This window comes from bacterium (assembly GCA_021372775.1).
Lineage (GTDB): Bacteria > Acidobacteriota > Polarisedimenticolia > J045 > J045 > JAJFTU01.
The window spans coordinates 1-18,191 of sequence record JAJFTU010000182.1; the positions used below are offsets into that span (position 1 = coordinate 1).

15 protein-coding genes are annotated in these 18,191 nt (G+C 72.6%); 12 read left to right on the top strand and 3 right to left on the bottom strand.

The window, feature by feature from the left end; genetic code table 11:
• Positions 1 to 1,963 (top strand): GNAT family N-acetyltransferase (locus LLG88_06040; protein ID MCE5246466.1); only part of this gene is annotated, 1,963 nt, incomplete at its 5' end.
• Positions 1,964 to 2,068: 105 nt separating this feature from the next.
• Here the strand turns inward: LLG88_06040 and LLG88_06045 are convergent.
• Positions 2,069 to 3,283 carry a hypothetical protein gene (locus LLG88_06045; GenBank protein MCE5246467.1) on the bottom strand — a complete coding sequence of 405 codons (1,215 nt, stop codon included), beginning with the start codon at positions 3,281 to 3,283 and terminating at the stop codon, positions 2,069 to 2,071.
• 290 nt (positions 3,284 to 3,573) lie between these two features.
• Here LLG88_06045 and LLG88_06050 point away from each other — a divergent pair, with 290 nt between their 5' ends.
• The 7 genes from LLG88_06050 to amrB all read left to right on the top strand — a co-directional run bounded on the left by LLG88_06050 (position 3,574) and on the right by amrB (position 10,983).
• Positions 3,574 to 3,969 carry a CD225/dispanin family protein gene (locus LLG88_06050; protein MCE5246468.1) on the top strand — a complete coding sequence of 132 codons (396 nt, stop codon included), beginning with the start codon at positions 3,574 to 3,576 and terminating at the stop codon, positions 3,967 to 3,969.
• Positions 3,966 to 4,397: a DUF2752 domain-containing protein gene (locus LLG88_06055; protein ID MCE5246469.1), complete on the top strand. Its 432-nt coding sequence runs from the start codon at positions 3,966 to 3,968 to the stop codon at positions 4,395 to 4,397. Before LLG88_06050 ends, LLG88_06055 begins: the two co-directional genes overlap by 4 nt.
• A gap of 124 nt (positions 4,398 to 4,521) precedes the next feature.
• Entirely contained in the window at positions 4,522 to 5,478 is a 957-nt protein-coding gene (locus LLG88_06060; protein ID MCE5246470.1) for a TRAP transporter TatT component family protein, read from the top strand.
• A 15-nt stretch (positions 5,479 to 5,493) separates the two neighbouring features.
• Positions 5,494 to 6,516 carry a TRAP transporter substrate-binding protein DctP gene (gene dctP / locus LLG88_06065; GenBank protein ID MCE5246471.1) on the top strand — a complete coding sequence of 341 codons (1,023 nt, stop codon included), beginning with the start codon at positions 5,494 to 5,496 and terminating at the stop codon, positions 6,514 to 6,516.
• A complete protein-coding gene (locus tag LLG88_06070; GenBank protein MCE5246472.1) occupies positions 6,513 to 8,354 on the top strand; it encodes a TRAP transporter large permease subunit in 1,842 nt (613 codons plus the stop codon). The genes dctP and LLG88_06070 overlap by 4 nt, the downstream gene beginning before the upstream one ends.
• Positions 8,355 to 8,448: 94 nt before the next feature.
• Positions 8,449 to 9,687, top strand: coding sequence for a diaminopimelate decarboxylase (gene lysA, locus LLG88_06075; protein ID MCE5246473.1), 1,239 nt, complete (start codon positions 8,449 to 8,451; stop codon positions 9,685 to 9,687).
• Positions 9,688 to 9,831: 144 nt separating this feature from the next.
• Entirely contained in the window at positions 9,832 to 10,983 is a 1,152-nt protein-coding gene (amrB, locus tag LLG88_06080) for an AmmeMemoRadiSam system protein B (protein ID MCE5246474.1), read from the top strand.
• A 511-nt stretch (positions 10,984 to 11,494) separates the two neighbouring features.
• Here the strand turns inward: amrB and LLG88_06085 are convergent.
• Positions 11,495 to 11,734: a hypothetical protein gene (locus tag LLG88_06085; GenBank protein MCE5246475.1), complete on the bottom strand. Its 240-nt coding sequence runs from the start codon at positions 11,732 to 11,734 to the stop codon at positions 11,495 to 11,497.
• Between the two features lie 174 nt (positions 11,735 to 11,908).
• On the bottom strand, positions 11,909 to 13,111 hold the full coding sequence (locus tag LLG88_06090; GenBank protein ID MCE5246476.1) for a Xaa-Pro peptidase family protein: 1,203 nt from the start codon (positions 13,109 to 13,111) through the stop codon (positions 11,909 to 11,911).
• Positions 13,112 to 13,218: 107 nt separating this feature from the next.
• Here LLG88_06090 and LLG88_06095 point away from each other — a divergent pair, with 107 nt between their 5' ends.
• The 4 genes from LLG88_06095 to LLG88_06110 form a co-directional block, all read left to right on the top strand.
• Entirely contained in the window at positions 13,219 to 16,479 is a 3,261-nt protein-coding gene (locus tag LLG88_06095) for a DEAD/DEAH box helicase (GenBank protein ID MCE5246477.1), read from the top strand.
• Between the two features lie 38 nt (positions 16,480 to 16,517).
• On the top strand, positions 16,518 to 17,189 hold the full coding sequence (locus LLG88_06100) for a DUF1684 domain-containing protein (GenBank protein MCE5246478.1): 672 nt from the start codon (positions 16,518 to 16,520) through the stop codon (positions 17,187 to 17,189).
• 6 nt (positions 17,190 to 17,195) lie between these two features.
• Positions 17,196 to 17,720, top strand: coding sequence for a hypothetical protein (locus tag LLG88_06105; GenBank protein MCE5246479.1), 525 nt, complete (start codon positions 17,196 to 17,198; stop codon positions 17,718 to 17,720).
• On the top strand, positions 17,717 to 18,191 hold a 475-nt coding region (locus tag LLG88_06110), incomplete at its 3' end, for a hypothetical protein (protein ID MCE5246480.1). The genes LLG88_06105 and LLG88_06110, both read left to right, overlap by 4 nt.

The following is an 18,191-nucleotide window of genomic DNA, read 5'->3' on the forward strand; positions in this document are numbered from 1 at the left end:
CGGGCGCACGGCGGCGGCGGCGAAGGCCGCGGCCTCGCACACCGGCTCGCTCACCGGCAGCGACGACGTCCTCGACGCCGCCTTCCGCCGCTGCGGCGTGCTGCGCGTGGACCAGATCGCCGACCTGTTCAACATGGCCGAGGTCCTGGCCAAGCAGCCGCGCCCGAAGGGGAAGCGGCTGACGATCGTCACCAACGCCGGCGGTCCCGGCGTGCTGGCCACCGACGCGCTGATCTCCAGCGGCGCCGAGCTGACCGAGCTCTCGCCGGAGACGATGGCCGCGCTCAACGAGACGCTGCCCGCGCAGTGGAGCCACAACAACCCGGTGGACATCCTCGGCGACGGCAAGCCGGAGCGGTACGCCAAGACGCTGGAGATCGTCGCCAAGGATCCGAGCAGCGACGGGATGATGGTCATCCTCACGCCGCAGGAGATGACCGAGCCGACCGCCACCGCCGAGTGCCTCGCGCCGTACGCCCACTTCGAGGGGAAGCCGGTGCTGGCGAGCTGGATGGGCGGCCTGGAGACGGCGCCCGGAGACGACATCCTCAACAAGGCCGGCATCCCGACCTTCCCGTATCCCGACGACGCGGCGAAGGCGTTCGTCTACATGCACCGCTACGCCGAGAACCTCAAGGGGCTCTACGAGACGCCGAGCCTGCCGACCGACAAGGAAGGCGCGCCGGACCGCGCGCTCGTCGCGCGGCTGATCGAGAACGCGCGGAAGGAAGGGCGCACGATCCTCACCGAGCACGAGTCGAAGCAGGTCCTCGCGGCCTACCGCATTCCGACCGTGCCGACGGTGATCGCCCAGAGCGCCGACGAGGCGGCCGCGGCGGCGGAGAAGGTCGGCTTCCCGGTCGTGCTGAAGCTCTTCTCGGAGACGATCACGCACAAGACGGACGTCGGCGGCGTGAAGCTCAACCTGACCGACGCGCCGAAGGTGCGCGAGGCGTTCGAGTCGATCCACGCCTCGGTCGAGCGGCTGGCGAAGCCGGAGGAGCGGGTCGGCGGCAAGCACTTCATGGGCGTCACCGTCCAGCCGATGATCAAGCTCGAGGGATACGAGGTCATCCTCGGCGCGAGCCCCGACCCGCAGTTCGGGCCGGTGCTGCTGTTCGGAATGGGCGGCCAGCTGGTCGAGGTCTTCAAGGACCGCGCGCTGGGCCTGCCGCCGCTCACCTCGACGCTGGCGCGGCGGATGATGGAGCGCACCAAGATCTACACCGCCCTCAAGGGGGTCCGCGGCCGCAAGCCGGTGGACATGGCGGCGCTCGAGCAGCTGCTCGTCCGCTTCAGCCAGCTCCTCGTCGAGCAGCCGCTGATCAAGGAACTCGACATCAACCCGCTGCTCGCCTCGCCGGAGAGGCTCCTCGCGCTCGACGCGCGCGTCGTCGTCTACCCCGAGGGAGTGGACGTCTCCAAGCTGCCGCGGCCGGCGATCGCGCCGTACCCGCAGCAGTACGTCGCGTCGTTCCGCACGAAGAAGGGGACCGAGCTGACGATCCGGCCGGTGCGGCCGGAGGACGAGCCGGCGATGGTCGCCTTCCACCACCGCCTCTCCGCGGAGACGGTCCGCGCCCGCTTCATGGCGGACTTCGTCCTCTCCGAGCGCGTCGCCCACGAGCGCCTCACCCGCGTCTGCTTCGTGGACTACGCGCGGGAGATGGCGGTGATCGCGGAGGACGCGGCGGGCGAGATCGTCGCCGCCTCCCGCGTGCTGCGGCGGAGCGACGGCGCGGCCGAGTTCTCGGTGATGATCGCCGACGCGCTGCAGGGGCAGGGCTTGGGCAAGGAACTGCTCAAGCGGATGGTCGGCGCGGCGAAGGACCTCGGCTTCCCGCGGGTCGTCGCCGAGATGCTCCCCGACAACGCGATCATGATCGACCTCTTCCGCAAGGCCGGGTTCCGCCTCGTCGAGAACGCGCCGGCCGGCCGCACGCGGGCCGTCCTCGCCTTCTGACCGGCGGCTCGTTCCGTTTCAAACGCGGGCGGCGGGGCCACGGCTCCGCCGCCCGCCGCTTGTCGGGGGCGGTCGCCGCGCGACCCCGGAGGCCTCGCGCGGCGGCTATCGGCCGAGCGCGAGGCGGGCGTCGGAGAAGAGGTTCGGGAAGTAGGCGACGATGTCGGGGAAGCCCCAGAGCCACTGCCGCTGGGCGACGTAGACGAGGGTGAGCCCCAGCGTCGCCCAGACCATGAGTCGCCGAGGCCACTTCTCCATCGCCGGGACGAGCAGGAGCGGCGTGAGGAACATCACGTGCCACGACATCGCCTGCACCGTGGTGAAGACGAAGGAATGCTGAAACGCCAGAGCGCCGGCGAGTGCCCAGCGACGAAGCAGCACCAAGGCGAGGATCCCCGCGAAGCCGCAGCCGAGCGCCGCCCAGACCCACCATCGCGCCTGACCGAGGACGCCGAAAGCCGCGCAATTCGCTGGCGGCCAGTCGTGGAGGTGCGGGGCGAGCCGCAGGAAGGCGTAGGCGGAGGGGGCGGCGACCAACGCCCCGGCCGCGATCAGCGCGCGGTCGCGCGCCGCGCGCAGGCGGCCGTCGCGCAGGCAAAGGACGATCGCCGCGACGCCGAACGGAAGCAGCCAGAGCGCGCGGAAATGGAGCCCCGCGGCGAGCGCGTACCAGAGGAAGGCCAGCGGCGGGTCTCGTCGTTCGTACAGCGCCGCCAGGCAAAGGACGCCGCAGAGAACGGGCAGGGCGTCGTAGAAGCCGATCAGCGCGAACCGCATCCAGTCCACGTAGAGGATCGGCAGCGGAAGCGCCATCGCCCATGAGGGCAGCGGATCGCCCGGCGCGGGACGGAGAAGAAGCCGCCGCGCGACGACCCAGAGCAGGGCGTGGGTGGCGATCAGGTAGGAGAGGATGGTCAGGACGTTCAGGGGCCTGAACGACAGCCATCCGTGGAATCGCGCGAACGACTCCGGCGCGTGCAGCGCGTAGACGAGAGGCGGATAGGGAAGAGGGCACGATCCCCAGTTGATCTTGAGCGGCGGGCGGTCGCCGAGTTCGGGGATCGTGTAGCCGCCGTCGGGCGCGCGGGCGCAGAGGCGGTCGGGCGGCGTGTCGTAGACCGCGAAGCCGCGGTACCAGAACAGGATCCCGGCCTCGTAGTGGGAGTAATGGTCGGAGCCGATGTCGCGGAGCGAGGCCGAGGCGCGCGGGGAGAAGACGACGGCGAGGGTGTTGAAGAGCAGCGACGCCGCGAGGAGGACGACGGCGACGCGGCGCCAGCGCGGCTCGTCGAGCAAACGCCGATAGTCGCCTTCGGTCACCGAGTGCTCCGCGACGCCGCGATCCGGCCGCGGCTTGGGGCAGTTATCGCACGCCTCCGCGCGGCGCGGCAAGCCGGGCGCCCGTCCGCGTGAAGCGGCCACCGCCGCGAACGCGCGCCGCTCGTCGTCGCCGCGGGCGCTTCGCGCGCGGGAGCGTGGACGCGTCCCTCGCCCGCGCCTCCGCTTCTTGACCGGTCTTTCGGCGCCGCCGATACTCGTGCGCGGGGACGCCGCGGCGTCGCGCCGCGGCGATCGACGGGGAGATTTCGACGGAAACAGGGGGATCGAAGATGTTCTGCGTCAAATGCGGCTCGCGCGTCCCGGACGGCGCGGCGTACTGCGGCGGCTGCGGCTCGCCGCTTCCCGGCGCCGCCGCGGCGTCGAACCCGAACGGTTGGCGGCCTGCGGCGCCGGTCGTCGTTCAGCCCGGCCCGGTCATCGGGGGGCTGCCGCCGAGCCACATGGTGAAGGCGATTCTGGCGACGATCTTCTGCTGCTGGCCGACCGGCATTGCCGCGATCGTCTACGCCGCGAAGGTGACGACGCTGATCGGGGCCGGAGACATCGAAGGCGCGTGGCGCGCCTCCCGCTCCGCCGACACGTGGGGCAACGTCACCGTCGGGCTCGGCGTGATCGCGTTTCTGATCGGCGTCGCCTTCGGCATCTTCGGCTCGCAAAGTCGGTGACCGGCCGGACTGCACGTCGCGGTCTCCCGCTCCGGTTCGGCGCGGCGGCGGCGGGCGCGCTCGCGCTCGCCGCGTGCCTCCTGTGGCGCGATCCGCGCGCCGCGGGCGCGTATCCGCCCTGTCCGTTCAACGCCCTCACCGGCGGCCTGCTCTGCCCGGGCTGCGGCTCGATGCGCTGCCTGCGGGCGCTGCTCGGCGGCGGCTTCGCCGAGGCGCTGCGCGACAACGCGCTCGCCTGCGCGGCGATCCCGTTCCTCGCGGCGCTGACTTGGGACGACCTGCGCGTCGCGGCCGGCGGCGAGGGCTGGCGCTGGCCGCGACGGCCGCTCGTCGGCCGGATCGTGCTCGTCGCCACGGTCGCGTTCTGGGCCCTCCGCAACCTGCCGATCGCGCCGTTCACGTTCCTCGCGCCGCTTCCCGTCGGTTGACCCGGCGGCGGAACGCCGGACCGCCGGGGCGGACCGCGCGGAGGCGACTCGGCGCGGCGCGGAACGGGGGCGCAGAGTAAACTCCCGTCGCGGTGGCTCTTAGCGTCCGCCGCGAGGTGAGGTCATGGCTTTGCTTTCGCTGTGGGGCGTCGTCGGCGAGGGTTCTCGGGCCCGCCGGCGGTTCGTCGCCCTCTGCGGCGTCGCCGCGTTCGCGGCGGCGCTGCCCGGCTGCTCGATCGAGAAGCTGGCCGTCAACCGTCTCGGGGACGCGCTCGCTTCCGGCTCGGACACCTTCGCCTCGGACGACGATCCGGAGTTCGTCGGCGCGGCGATTCCGTTCGGGCTGAAGACGATCGAGGGGCTGCTCGCCAAGTCGCCGCGCCACGAAGGGCTGCTCTTCGCGGCGACGAGCGGCTTTACCTCGTACTCCTACGCCTACCTGCAGTGCGAGGCGGACTACGTCGAGGAGCAGGATCTCGCCCGCGCCACGGAGCTGCGCGCCCGGGCGGTGCGGATGTACAAGCGCGCGCTCGGCTACGGGCTGCGCGGGCTCGAGGTCGCGCACCCCGGCTTCGCGACGCGGATCAAGACCGATCCCGCCGCCGCCGTCGCGCTGCTCGAACGCTCCGACGTGCCGACGGCCCACTGGACCGCGGCCGCGTGGGGCGCCGCGATCGGCATGTCGAAGCAGGACGTCGATCTCGTCGCCGACCTGCCGGCGGTCGAGGCGCTGATGCGCCGCGTCGTCGAACTCGACGAGGCGTACGCCGAGGGCGCGCCCCACGACCTGCTCCTCTCCTACGAATCGCGCGCCGCCGCGGCGGGCGGCTCGGAGGAGCGGGCGCGGACCCACTTCGAGGCCGCGCGGCGCCTGTCGGGCGGCCGACGCGCCGGCCCGCTCGTCGCGCTGGCCGAGTCGGTGGACGTGCCGAAGCAGGACAAGGCTGAATTCGAACGGCTGCTCAACGAGGCGCTGGCGATCGATCCCGACGCGGCGCCCCGCGACCGGATGGCCAACCTCGTCGCGCAGAAGCGCGCCCGCTGGCTGCTCGGCCGCACCGACCGGCTGTTCGTGGAATAGAACGGAGACACGACCGTGAAGAACTCACTTCGCTTCGCCGGACGCGCCCTCGCGGCCGCCGGCGCGCTGCTCCTCGCCTCCGGCGCCGCCTCGGCGCAGGTGGTGATCAAGATGGCCACGCTCGTCCCCGAGGGGTCGGACTGGCACCGCATCGTGCTCGAGATGGTCGATCAGTGGCGCAAGGCGGGGAAGGGGCAGATCGACGTCCGCCTCTACCCCGGCGGCCGCGCCGGCGACGACGTGGACGTCGTGCGCAAGATGCGGCTCGGCACGCTCAACGCCGCGCTCCTCACCAGCGCCGGGCTGACGGAGATCGACCGCGGCGCGATGGCGATGGAGATCCCGATGGCCTACGCCGGCTACGGCGAGTTCGACTGCGCCCTCGACAAGGTCGGGCCGGCCGTCGCGCGCCGGATGCAGGACAAGGGGTTCGAGCTGCTCGGCTGGGCCGACGCCGGCTACATCCAGTTCTTCACCAAGAGCCCCGTGCGCACGCCGGACGACCTGCGCCGGCTGAAGATGTTCGCCTGGGCCGGCGACGACCAGTACGTCGAGCTCTGGAAGTCGGCCGGCTTCAACCCGGTTCCGCTCCCCTCGACGGAACTCGCCACCGCGCTCAAGACCGGCCTCGTCGGCGCCGTCTCCACGACGCCGCAGGTGGCCGTGACGCTGCAGTACGTCAACGACGCCCGCAACATGACCGAGATCGACTGGGCCGTGCTCGCCGGCGGCTTCGTCGTCTCCAAGGCGACCTGGGAGAAGATCCCCGCCGACGTGCGGCCGCAGCTCCTCGCCGCCGCGCGCGAGGCCGGGCGCAAGCTCAGCCAGTCCACGCGCGCCGCGACGCCGCGCGACCTCGACGCCATCAAGCGCCGCGGCGTGAACGTCGTGACGCTCGCCCCGGCCGACCGCGACCGCTGGACCAAGCTCGTCGAGTCGGTCTACTCCAAGGTCCGCGGCCCGCTGGTCCCGGCCGACATGTTCGACATGGCGCTCCGGTCGCGCGACGAGTGCCGCGCGAAGAAGGCGGGACGTTGACCGACGAAATCGCCGCCCGCCCGGCGCCCGGCCCCGCGCGGAGGTGGGGCGGGGCCGCGAAGGCGGGCGGCCGCGAGGCGCTGGACTGGATCCTCGTGGCGGCGTTCGCGCTCCTCGCGCTGTTGCCGCTGATCGACTTCGCCGGACGGCCCCTCGGCAACTTCCACATTCCGGGGAACGCCAGCTACGTGCAGCAGCTGACGTTCCTGCTGACGTTCCTCGGCGGCCTCGTCGCCGCGCTGGCCGGGCAGCACCTCAAGCTCTCGGCGGCGACGGCGCTGCCGGAGGGACCGGTGCGGCGGGTCGCCGCCTTCGCCGCGCAGGCGGTGCCGGCGATCGTCTGCGGCGTTCTGGCCTACGCTGCGTCGCGCGTCGTGCTCGACGTGAAGGAGCAGGGGACGCAGCTCCTCTTCGGGCTGCCGCTCTGGGTCAGCGAGAGCGCGATGCCGCTCGCGCTGGCCGCGATGGCGCTGGTCTTTCTTTGGCGCTCGTCGTCCCGCTGGAGCGGGCGCGGCGCCGCGCTGCTGCTCGTCGCCGCGACGTTCGCGCTCGGCGCCGCGCAGCCGCCGTCGCTCCTCGTCTGGCTGCTCGCCGCGCTGCTGCTCGCGGCGACGCTGCTCGGCGCGCCGGTCTTCGCCGCGATGTCCGGCTTCGCGCTGCTGCTGTTCTGGAAGGACGGCACGCCGGTCGCCGCCGTCTCGGCGGAGATCAACCGGCTGATCGAGTCGCCGTCGCTGCCGGCGATCCCGCTGCTCACGGCGACCGGCTTCATCCTCGCCGAGACGAAGGCCGCGCAGCGGCTCGTCCGCTTCTTCCGCGCGATCTTCGGCTTCATGCCGGGGGGCGTGGCGGTGCTCGTCGCCGCGGTCTGCGCGCTTTTCACCGCCTTCACCGGCGGCTCGGGCGTGACGATCATCGCCCTCGGCGGACTCGTCTACCCGATCCTGCGCGAGGACGGCTACTCGGAGAAGTTCTCGCTCGGCCTCGTCACCGCCGCCGGCTCGCTCGGGCTGCTCTTCCCGCCCAGCCTGCCGGTGATCCTCTACAGCGTCGTGGCGCAGGTTCCGGCCAACAAGCTGTTCCTCGCCGGTCTGCTTCCGGGCTTGGTGCTGGTGCTCCTCGTCGCCGCCTACGGCGTCTTGGTCGGCCGCAAGATCCAGGGAACGCGCCGGCCGTTCTCGCTCAAGGAGGCGCTCGCCGCGACGTGGGAGGCGAAGTGGGAGCTGTCGATCCCGGTGGTGATGATCGCGCTCTTCGCCTCGGGCAAGGCGAGCGTGCTCGAGACGGCCGCGGCGGCCGCGGCCTACACCGCGGTCATCGCCTGCTTCGTCCACAAGGACCTCGACCTCGCGCGCGGACTGCCGCAGGCGCTGCTCAAGGCGGCGGCGATGGTCGGCGCGGTGCTGCTCCTGCTGAGCTGCGCGATGGGGCTCACCGGCTACCTCGTGGACGCCCAGATCCCCGACGCTCTGCTCAAGGGAGTGCAGGCGCACATCCAGTCGCCGGTCGTCTTCCTGCTCGCGCTCAACGTCGTGCTGCTGGTCCTGGGGAGCGTGCTCGAGATCTTCTCGGCGATCGTCGTGCTGACGCCGCTGGTCGTGCCGCTCGGCGCCGCGTACGGCGTCGATCCGGTGCATCTCGGGATCATCTTCCTCGCCAACCTCGAGCTGGGGTTCCTCTTCCCGCCGGTCGGCCTGAACCTGTTCCTCTCCTCGCAGCGCTTCGGGCAGCCGATGGCGAAGCTCTACCGCGCCGTGCTGCCGTTCCTGCTGATCCTCGCGCTCGGCGTGCTGCTGATCACCTACGCGCCGAGCCTTTCGTTGGCCTTCGGGAACTGATCGTCCGGGACGCCGGCGTCGGCCGGCGTCCCCTCTTTCCCCGCCCCTCTCGTCGTCCGACTGCCCGTATCCTCCTCCCGCAGGAGGACGGTCGATGTTCGACTTCGACGGAAGCGCCTACGGCGTGCAGGGGATCCCGCTGCTCGACGTCGCCGAGCGGCGCGGGCTGCCGCTCTACGTCTACGACGCGGAGACGATCGCGCGGCAGTACGCGCGCCTCGCCGCCGCCTTCGCCGGGTCGCCGCTGCGGATCAAGTACGCCGCCAAGGCGCTGACGAACCTCGCCGTGCTGCGGCTGATGCGGCGGCTCGGCGCGGGGCTCGACACCGTCTCGATCGGCGAGGTCGAGATCGCGCTGCGCGCCGGCTTCGAGCCGTCGCAGATCATCTTCACCCCCAACGGCGTCTCGTTCGACGAGCTGCGCGCGGCGGTCGAGCGGGGGGCGATGGTCAACGTGGACAGCCTCTCGGCGCTGGAGCGGTTCGGCCACGCCTTCGGCGGACGCGTGCCGTGCTGCGTGCGGATCAACCCCCACGTGCTGGCCGGCGGGAACCCGCACATCCAGACCGGGCACATCGACTCGAAGTTCGGCGTGTCGATCTACCAGCTGCGGCACCTGCTGCGGATCGTCTCGACCTACGGGATCGACGTCGCCGGGCTGCACATGCACACCGGCTCGGAGATCCTCGACGCCGGCGTCTTCCTCGAGGCGGCGGAGATCCTCTACGACGCGGCGCGGCAGTTTCCGGCGCTGCGCTTCCTCGACTTCGGCAGCGGCTTCAAGGTGCAGTACCGCGAGGACCAGCCGGCGACCGACGTCGAGGCGCTCGGGCGCGCGCTGGGGGAGAGCTTAGCCCGCTTCCGCGAGGAGTGCGGCCGCGAGCTGGAGCTGTGGTTCGAGCCGGGGAAGTTCCTCGTCAGCGAGGCCGGGCTGCTGCTGGCGCGGGCCAACGTCGTCAAGCAGACCGTCTCGACGGTCTTCGTCGGGCTCGACACGGGGCTCAACCACCTGATCCGCCCGATGCTCTACAACGCCTACCACCGGATCGTGAACCTGAGCAATCCGCGCGGCACGCCGCGCGTCTACAGCGTCGTCGGCTACATCTGCGAGACCGACACCTTCGCTTGGGACCGGCAGCTCCCGGAGGTGCGGGAAGGGGACGTGCTGGCGTTCCTCAACGCCGGCGCGTACGGCTTCGAGATGAGCAGCAACTACAACTCGCGGCCGCGGCCGGCGGAGGTGCTGATCGAGAACGGGCGCGACCGGCTCGTGCGGCGCCGCGAGACGCTCGACGACCTGCTGCGCACGCAGCTCGAGGCGGAGGAGGAGTGAGCGGCCGCGCGGGCGCGGCGCGAGGCGCGGATGTCCGCGCCGGGGCGGTCTCGTCCGCGGCGTCCGTGCGGCCGGGCTGTTGAATCGGCGGCGCGACGGCGGAATGATGGGACGGCGCGCGGGGGCGCGCGGAGGGCTCGGACGATGACGCGAAGTCTCGCGTTGGCGGCGGCGCTGCTGGGCGCCGCGACGACGGCGTACCCGCAGGCGGCGCTCGCGCCGGCCGCGGCCGCAAAACCGACGCTCGAGGAGGCGCGGCGCGCGATGGCCGTGCCGTCTAGGGACGACGTGCGCGGGCAACTCGACGGGATCGGCTTCGCCTCGACCGCGAAGGGAATGGCCAAGGCGTGGGACCTCTCGACGACCGGGCCCGATCCGCTGATCCTCGGCCCCGCGCCGGCCGCCGGCGTCGCCGGGGCGATCTGCCCGCACGACGACTACCTCTACGCGGCGCGCGTCTACCGCCGCGTGCTGCCGCTCGTCACGGCGAAGACGGTCGTGCTGGTCGGCGTCTTCCACAAGTACCGCCGCTTCGGCGAACACGACCGGCTGGTCTTCGATCCGTACCGCGAGTGGCGGGCGCCGGACGGGCCGGTGAAGGTCTCGGCGCTGCGCGACGAGCTGCTCGCCGGGCTGCCGGCGGACGCCTTCGTCCAGGACGCGGCGATGCACGACAGCGAGCACTCGCTCGAGGCGCTCGTCTACTGGCTGCGGCACGCGCGGCCGGACGTCGAGATCGTGCCGATCATCGTCCCCGCGGCCTCGATGGCGCGGCTGGAGGAGTTGGCGCGGCTGGCGGGGGCGCGGCTCGCCGACGTGATGAAGAAGCGCGGGCTGCGGCTGGGGACGGACGTCGCGGTGGTCGTGTCGAGCGACGCGGTCCACTACGGGCCGGACTTCAAGTTCACGCCGTACGGCGAGGGCGGGGTCGAGGCGTACGTCAAGGCGACGGCGCACGACCGCGCGCTGCTCGAGGGGCCGCTCGCCGGGCCGCTGACCGCGGCGAAGGTGCGGAGCGTCTACGCCGACTTCGTGGACGTGGAGCATCCGGACGTCTACCGCAACACGTGGTGCGGGCGCTTCGCCCTGCCGTTCGGGTTGTCGTTGCTGCGCGAGACGGCGGAGCGTCTCGGGGACGGCGCGCCGGTCGGGCGTCCGCTCGCCTACGCGACGTCGGTCGGCTGGCCGGAGCTTCCGCTGCGCGACGTCGGCATGGGCGCGACGGCGCCGGACAGCCTCTTTCACTTCGTCGGGTATCCGGCGGTGGCGTACACGCTTTCTTCGATGGCGCGCTGATTTCGACTGCGTACTGCCCGCGGGTTTCGACTGCGTACGGCCCGCGGGTTTCGATTGCGTACGGCCCGCGGGTTTCGATTGCGTACTGCCCGCGGGGGTTCGCTTGCGTAGTGCCCGCGCGGTCCGCACGACGCGCTGTCGTCTTTGGTGGCGCGCGATGCTGCTCGGCGGCGAGGGGATGGTTCCTCTTGGATGGTTCGTGCGTCTTGCGGCGCCTCGCGCCGCGGCCTCGGTCGGCGGTCGCCGCGTGGTCTCTCGCGTTGCGGCGTCAGAGCGCGTGCGACTCGGGCGGCGCGCGTCGCGCGTCAGGGGGCGGCGGCTCCGCGACGGGGCAATGCTCCGCCGCCGCCCCCCGCCGCACGACGCGCTCGTCGGCGTCGCGTCCGGCCGTAGGGGAGGCTGGCGCGTCCCGATGATCGTTCGCCCGCGGACGATTCCTCCGCGCCTGCCTCCCGACGTGATTCACGCGCAACGTTGCCTTGGGGCACCCAACGGCAACCGGGTGCGGTGTTCAGGTCGGGCGGCAGGCGCGGTGGCGACGCCGTTGTTCCGACGATGTGATCGGCGCGCCAACCGCCCCTACGGGCATCGTCGTCATGCCGCACATCGTCGTCGTGTCGCGCGCATCGTCGTCGTGTTGCGCGTCGTCGTCGTGCCGCGCATCGTCGTCATGCCGCGCGTCGTCGTCATGACGCACATCGTCGTGGTGCCGCGCGTTGTCGTCGCGCCGCGCGTCGTCGTCGGGGCGCACGCGTCGTCGTGGTGGGTGCGCTTTCGTGGATGGGCGTGGGGCGTCGGGAGGGGATGCGGCGGGCGTGGCGGGAATGAAAACGCGCCGACGTCGGGGGACGGCGTCGGCGCGGGGTGGCGCGGTGCGCGGCGCGCGATGCGCGGTGCGCGATGCGCGATGCGGTGCGCGGGTGGGTTACGGGCGCACGAGGTAGAGCTCGCGCTGAGGACGGGAGAGCCAGACGGCGCCGTCGTCGTTCACGGCGACGATCTCCTCGATCGTCGCGATGCCGTGGCCGGGAACCGGCAGGCGCGGCTCGAGCGTGTAGATCTGGTTCGCCTCGACCTTCATGTCGGGCAGCGTGCCGTAGCGCTCCCAGCGCGGGCAGAGGACCGCGCCGCCGTCGTGCGCGACGCGGCCGACTTGATGCCCGAGGGCGTGCGGGAACTCGGGGTAGCCCTGCGCCACGATGTGCCCGCGGGCGACGTCGTCCACCGCCCCCGCCGTCACGCCGGGGCGCATCGCGTCCTTCGACTTCTGGATCGCCGCGACGATCGTGTCGAACCCGCGCTGCACGTCCTCCGGCGCCCGCTCTTCGCCGGGGCGCAGGAAATACCACGTGCGCTGCAGGTCGGAGCAGTAGCCGTCGTACTTCACGCCGAAGTCGGTGTTGACGATGTGCCCCGGCTCGATCACGCGGTCGGTCGGGCCCGCGTGCGCCCCCGCCGACTCCGGGCCGGTGAAGACGGCCGGGCAGTGCTCGGCGTCCCACGCCAGCTCCAGCCCGCCGATCTTCTCCATCTCCTCGGCGATCAGCCCCGCGACCTGCTTCTCCGTCAGGCCGGGACGCAGCCGCGGCGTCAGCCGCTCGTAGATGTCGCAGGTCAGCTCGCAGGCCTTCGCCACCCGCGCCCGCTCGCCCGGCGATTTCCGCCCGCGCAGCGTCGCCGCGAGCAGCTCCGCCGATTCGAGCCGCGCGCCGTACGGCGTTCCCTCGAGCGCCTTGTGCAGCGCGAGGAACATCCCGTGCGTCAGGCCGTCGGCCATCACGTCGTTCTCGGAGTAGTTGACGGCGATCCGCTGCGGGTCGAACCGCTGCAGCGTCTTGCGCAGCTCCTCGCCGATCCCGCCGACGTACGGAACGATCGGGCTGTAGTGGCCGTGCATCTCCTGGTTCGGCTTGTCGAGGCTGCCGACGAGCGCGACGCGGTCACCCGCGGCGGTCAGGACGAACGCCGACTGCCAGGTGACGTTCGGGCCGACGACGAGGTCGAAGCAGGGATCGTGGATCGTGTGCGTCTCGCGCGCGAAGAGCAGCCACGCGTCGAGCCCCAGCTCCTTCAGGATCGCCGGAACCTGCTCCAACTTCTCGCTGATCATCGGATCGCCGATCGTCATCGCGCTCGCTCCTTCCGCCCGTCCCGCCGGCGGGAAGCCATTATCGGTCAAATCGCCGCGGGGACACTAGAATGGCCTCGGGAAGCGGTCCGAAACGGGAGCGGCGCGTGGCGACGAGAAGGCAAGGCGCGGGCGGACGGCGCGCGGCGGAAGCCGCGGCGGCGGGGGACATGGGCGCGCTCGTCGCGTCGCTCGCCTCCGATCCGAAGCTCGCCTCGTTCGTGCGCCACCGCGGCCTCGTCCCGGGAAGCGATCCGGTCTACGCCGAGCCGGCCTCCGGCTGGCCGCCGGGCGCGCGCGAGGCGGCGCTGAAGCTCGGCGCGGCGCGCCTCTACAGCCATCAGGCCGCGGCGCTGGACCTCGTCGCCGCGGGGAACAACGTCCTTCTCGCCACGCCGACCGCGTCGGGCAAGACGCTCGCCTACGTCCTCGCCTTCCTCGCCCGCCGCGCGCTCGACCCCGCCGCCCGCGCCGTCTTCGTCTATCCGCTCAAGGCCCTGGCCCGCGACCAGCTCGCCGCGATCCGCCGCGCCCTCGCGCCTCTCGGCCTCAAGCCGTCCGAGGCGGCGGAGGTCTACGACGGCGACACGCCGGAGACGTCGCGGCGGCGGATCCGGCACACTCCGCCCGCGGTCGTCGTCACCAACCCGGACATGCTGCACCTCGGCATCCTGCCGTCGCACGAGACGTGGCGGCCGTTCCTCGAGCACCTGCAGCTCGTCGCGGTGGACGAGGCCCACGTCTACCGCGGGATCTTCGGCGCCCACGCGCACCACGTGCTGCGGCGCCTCTTCCGTCTCGCGCGCCTTCACGGCGGCGACCCGTTGATCGTCGCCGGCTCGGCGACGATCGGCGAGCCGCGCGCCTTCGCCGAGACGCTCTTCGGCGAGCCGTGCGAGGTCGTGCGGGAGTGCGGCGCGCCGCGCACGCCGCGCCACACCCTCTTCCTCGCGCCGGACGCGGTCAGCCCGTACACCGTCGCGGTGCACGTGCTCGCCCGCGCGGTGGACGCGGGGCGCAAGACGATCGCCTTCACCAAGGCGCGCCGCGTGACGGAGCTGATGCACCAGTGGCTGCGCCAGTCGCGGCCGGACCTCGCGGCGCGCGTCGCCGGCTACCGTTCCGGCTACCTGCCGGAGGAACGGCGCGAGATCGAACGCCGCCTCTTCTCCGGCGAGCTCGAAGGGGTCGTCAGCACCTCGGCGCTCGAGGCGGGGATCGACGTCGGCGGCCTCGACGTCTGCATCCTCGTCGGCTATCCCGGCTCGCTCGCCACGTCGTGGCAGCGGATCGGCCGCGCCGGGCGCCAGGACCGCGAATCGCTGGCCGTCCTCGTCGCGCTGCCCGACGCGCTGGACCGCTACGTCGTGGCCCATCCGGAGCACTTCTTCTCCGGCGAGTTCGAGCGGGTCGTGCTCGATCCGGACAACGACACGATCGCCGACGCGCACCTCGTCGCCGCGGGAAGCGAGCGCTCGCTCGGCCCGGCCGACGTCCTCTTCCTGCAGGGGGAGAACGGCGCCCAGCGCGCGCGACGTCTCGTGGACGAAGGGCGGCTGCTCCGCGCCGAGGACGACGACGAACGCTGGTTCACGCTCCGCAGCCGGCCGCAGCGCGACATCCCGCTGCGCAGCGCGGGACAGCAGTACGAGCTCAAGCGGGCCGGCGACGGGCGGCCGATGGGGACGCTCGACGAATCGCGCGCCTGGTTCGAGGGGCATCCGGGCGCGATCTACCTCCACATGGGGCAGACGTTCCGCTCCCTCTCGCTCGACGCCGACACGCGCACGATCACGCTCGAGCCGGCCGACGTGGACTACTACACGCAGGTCTACGCGCGCAAGGAGACGGAGATCCTCGAGCGGAAGGGGGAGCGGCCGGTCGGTCCGGCGCGCCTCTGCTGGGGGCGGGTCAAGGTCACGACGTTCGTCGAGGGGTACGGGCGGCGGCGGATGTTCACGCAGGAGGAGATCTCGCGCCATCCGCTCGAGGCCCCGCCGATGGAGCTGGAGACGGTCGCCTTCTGGCTGGAGATGCCGAACGAGCTGCTCGAGGCGCTGGTGGACGAGGAGTTCCATCCCGCCGGCTCGCTGCACGCCGTCGAGCACGCGATGATCGGCCTCTTCCCGCTGCAGACGATCTGCGACCGCTGGGATCTCGGCGGGATCTCCTACGCCCTGCACCCGCAGATCGACGCGCCGGCGATCTTCGTCTACGACGGCTGGCCCGGCGGCGTCGGCCTCGCCGAGGTCGGCTTCGCGCGCGCCGAGGACATCTTGGCGAAGACGCGGGACCTCGTCGCGTCGTGCCCCTGCGAGGACGGCTGCCCCGCCTGCATCCAGTCGCCGAAGTGCGGCTCCGGCAACCGGCCGCTCGACAAGGACGGCGGGCGCTTCGCGCTGGAGATCCTCACCGGCGCGCGGCCGCTCGGCGAAACGCGCGCCACGCGCGCCGACGTCGAGGCCCGCCTGACGACGCACCGCCGCGTCCTGCATCCCGGCGCGCGGGGCGGCGTCGCCGCGCCGGACGGCTTCTTCGGGCCGCCGCCCGACGAAGGCCGCGCAACTTCGGCCGCCGCCGACGACGGCGCCTCCGCGGCCGCGGCGGGCGACGCGGCACGGTCCGTCCGCGCGCGCGACGAGGCGCGGTCCGTTTCCGCGGACGACGCGGCGCGGTCCGCGTCCGCGCGCGGCGAGGACTCCCCGATCCTCGTTCCGGACGAAGAGGAGCTTTCCGTGCTCAATCCCCCCGATGGGACGCCGACGCGCGCGCTCGGCGGCGCGTGGCGCTGGGACTTTCCGGACCCCGTCTCGCTCCTCGGCCCCGACGAAGGACGCTGGATCTTCTTCGACGTCGAAACGCTGCGCGGCGCCGACGACGTCGGCGGCTGGAACTACATCAACAAGATGGGGCTTGCCCTGGCCGTGACGCTCGACGGCGCGAGCGGCGAGTTCCGCACGTGGCGCGAGAACGAAGCCCCGGCGCTGATCGACGCCCTGCTCGCCGCGGACCGCGTCGTCGGCTTCAACCAAGACCGCTTCGACCTGACCGTCCTCTCCGCCTATCCCGGCGGCCGGCGCCTCGCGCGCGTCCGCTCGCTCGACCTGCTCAAGGAGATCCAGGCGGTGATCGGCCGACGGCTCGGCCTCGCCCATCTCGCCGAGGCGACGCTCGGGGCGGGGAAGTCGGCCGACGGGCTGCAGTCGCTCGCCTGGGTGCGCCAAGGGCGCTTCGACCTCATCGAGCGCTACTGCCGCGACGACGTCCTGCTCACCGCGGCCCTTTGGGCCCACGGCCGCGCCCGCGGCCACGTCCTCGCCCGCGACAAGGGAACCGGGCGCGTCCTGCGGATCCCCGTCTCGTGGTGACCGCCGCGCCCCCGCCGCGACTGGTTTATGCTTGGGCCATGAGGACCAACTGGATCGTCGCGGCCTGCGCGGCGGCGCTGCTCGCCGCGGCCGGCTGTTCCGCCGGGGCGGCGCGGGAGACCCCGCCCGCGGGGCTGCGCTTCCTCGCCGCGGACGCCGTGGCCAAGGAGCGCGCGGACAAGGACGCCTCGTTCCGGTCGGATGCGGACTCGCCGATCCCGCCCGAGGCGCGCGCCTCGTTCAAGGGGCTCGACTACTACCCCTTCGACCCGGCGGCCCGCTTCGCGGTCAAGCTGCGGCGCTTCCCGCAGCCGGTCCCGCTGACGATCGTCACCACGCGCGGCGTCCCGCGCCCGGCGGAGAAGGTCGGCTACGTCGAGTTCCCGATGGCCGGGGCGACGCGCCGGCTCACCGTCTACCGGCTCAAGGACCTCGCCCCGAAGTACGCGGACGAACTGTTCCTGCCGTTCCTCGACGCCGCCTCCGGCGTCGAGACCTACGGCGCCGGGCGGTACCTCGATCTCGCGCCCGGCCCCGACGGCTGGTATGTTCTCGATTTCAACTTGGCCTACCATCCGCTGTGCGCCTACGGCCGGACGATTTATCGGTGCCCGCGGACCCCGGAAGAAAACCGCCTGCCGTTCGCGGTGCGGGCCGGGGAGCGGGGCTGGGCCGTGCACGCCGCGGCGCCGAGCGGCGCCGGGAGGTAACGAACCATGATTCCGGACCGTCTGTTCTTGGTGGGTTTCCTCGGCGCGCCGAAGCTCGAGGTCGGGCGCGCGCTGTCCCAGCGTCTGGGCCGGCCGCTGTTCGACATCGAGGACGTCGTCGAGGCCGGCGCCAAGATGAGCACGCAGGAGATCTACAAGAAGGAAGGGGAGAACGGGTACAAGCAGCGCGAGCGCCGCGCCCTCGTCTCCATCTGCACCGGGCCGCCGTCGATCGCGGTGACCAGCGCGAACACCTTCGTGGACCGCGGCAACCGCCGCACGATGACGCTCGCCGGCGTCAGCGTCGCGCTCGACTCGTCGCTCGAGGAGTGCCTCGCCAACGCCTACGAGCTCGGTCTGCTGCGCGCCGACGACGAGAACAACGAGCGGTTCCAGAACCTCTACGACGCGCGGCGGCCGGAGTACCTCAAGGCCGACGTCGTCGTCGAGACGCTGAACCAGGATCCCGAGACGCTGGCCGACGAAATCGTCCGCCGCCTCGAGGACCGGGTCTGGACCGAGTCTCTGTGACCGAAGCGGCGCGCTCGCCTGCGGCGCCGCTCGGAACCGACGACACCGCGCCGGTCGGCCCCGCGCCGGCCGGCGTCGTCGTCGGATGGTCCTGCGCGGCGGCGGGCGGGCTGCTGCTCCTGCTCTGGCTGCAGCAGCGCGTCCTGCCGTCGCTCTTCGCGCCCCCCGCCGTCCCGTTCTTCGACCGGCTCGTGCCGTGGCGCGAGTTCGGCGTCTTCGCCGTCGTCCACCTCGCGGCCGCGCTCTCGCTGCTCGCCGCCGGCTGGGCGGTGCTCGGCGCGCGCCGCTTCGCGCCGGCGCTCTTCGTCCTCGGCGGCTGGGGCGGAACCACGTTCGCCTTCGCCGCGCTCTGGCCCGGCGACGCGATCTTCTTCCGCCTCAAGACCGCGGCGCTCGCCGCGCACGTCCCCGGCGCCGACGCGGTCGGCCGCGGCGAGTTCTGGCGCCTGATCTCCGGCGGCCGCCTCTTCT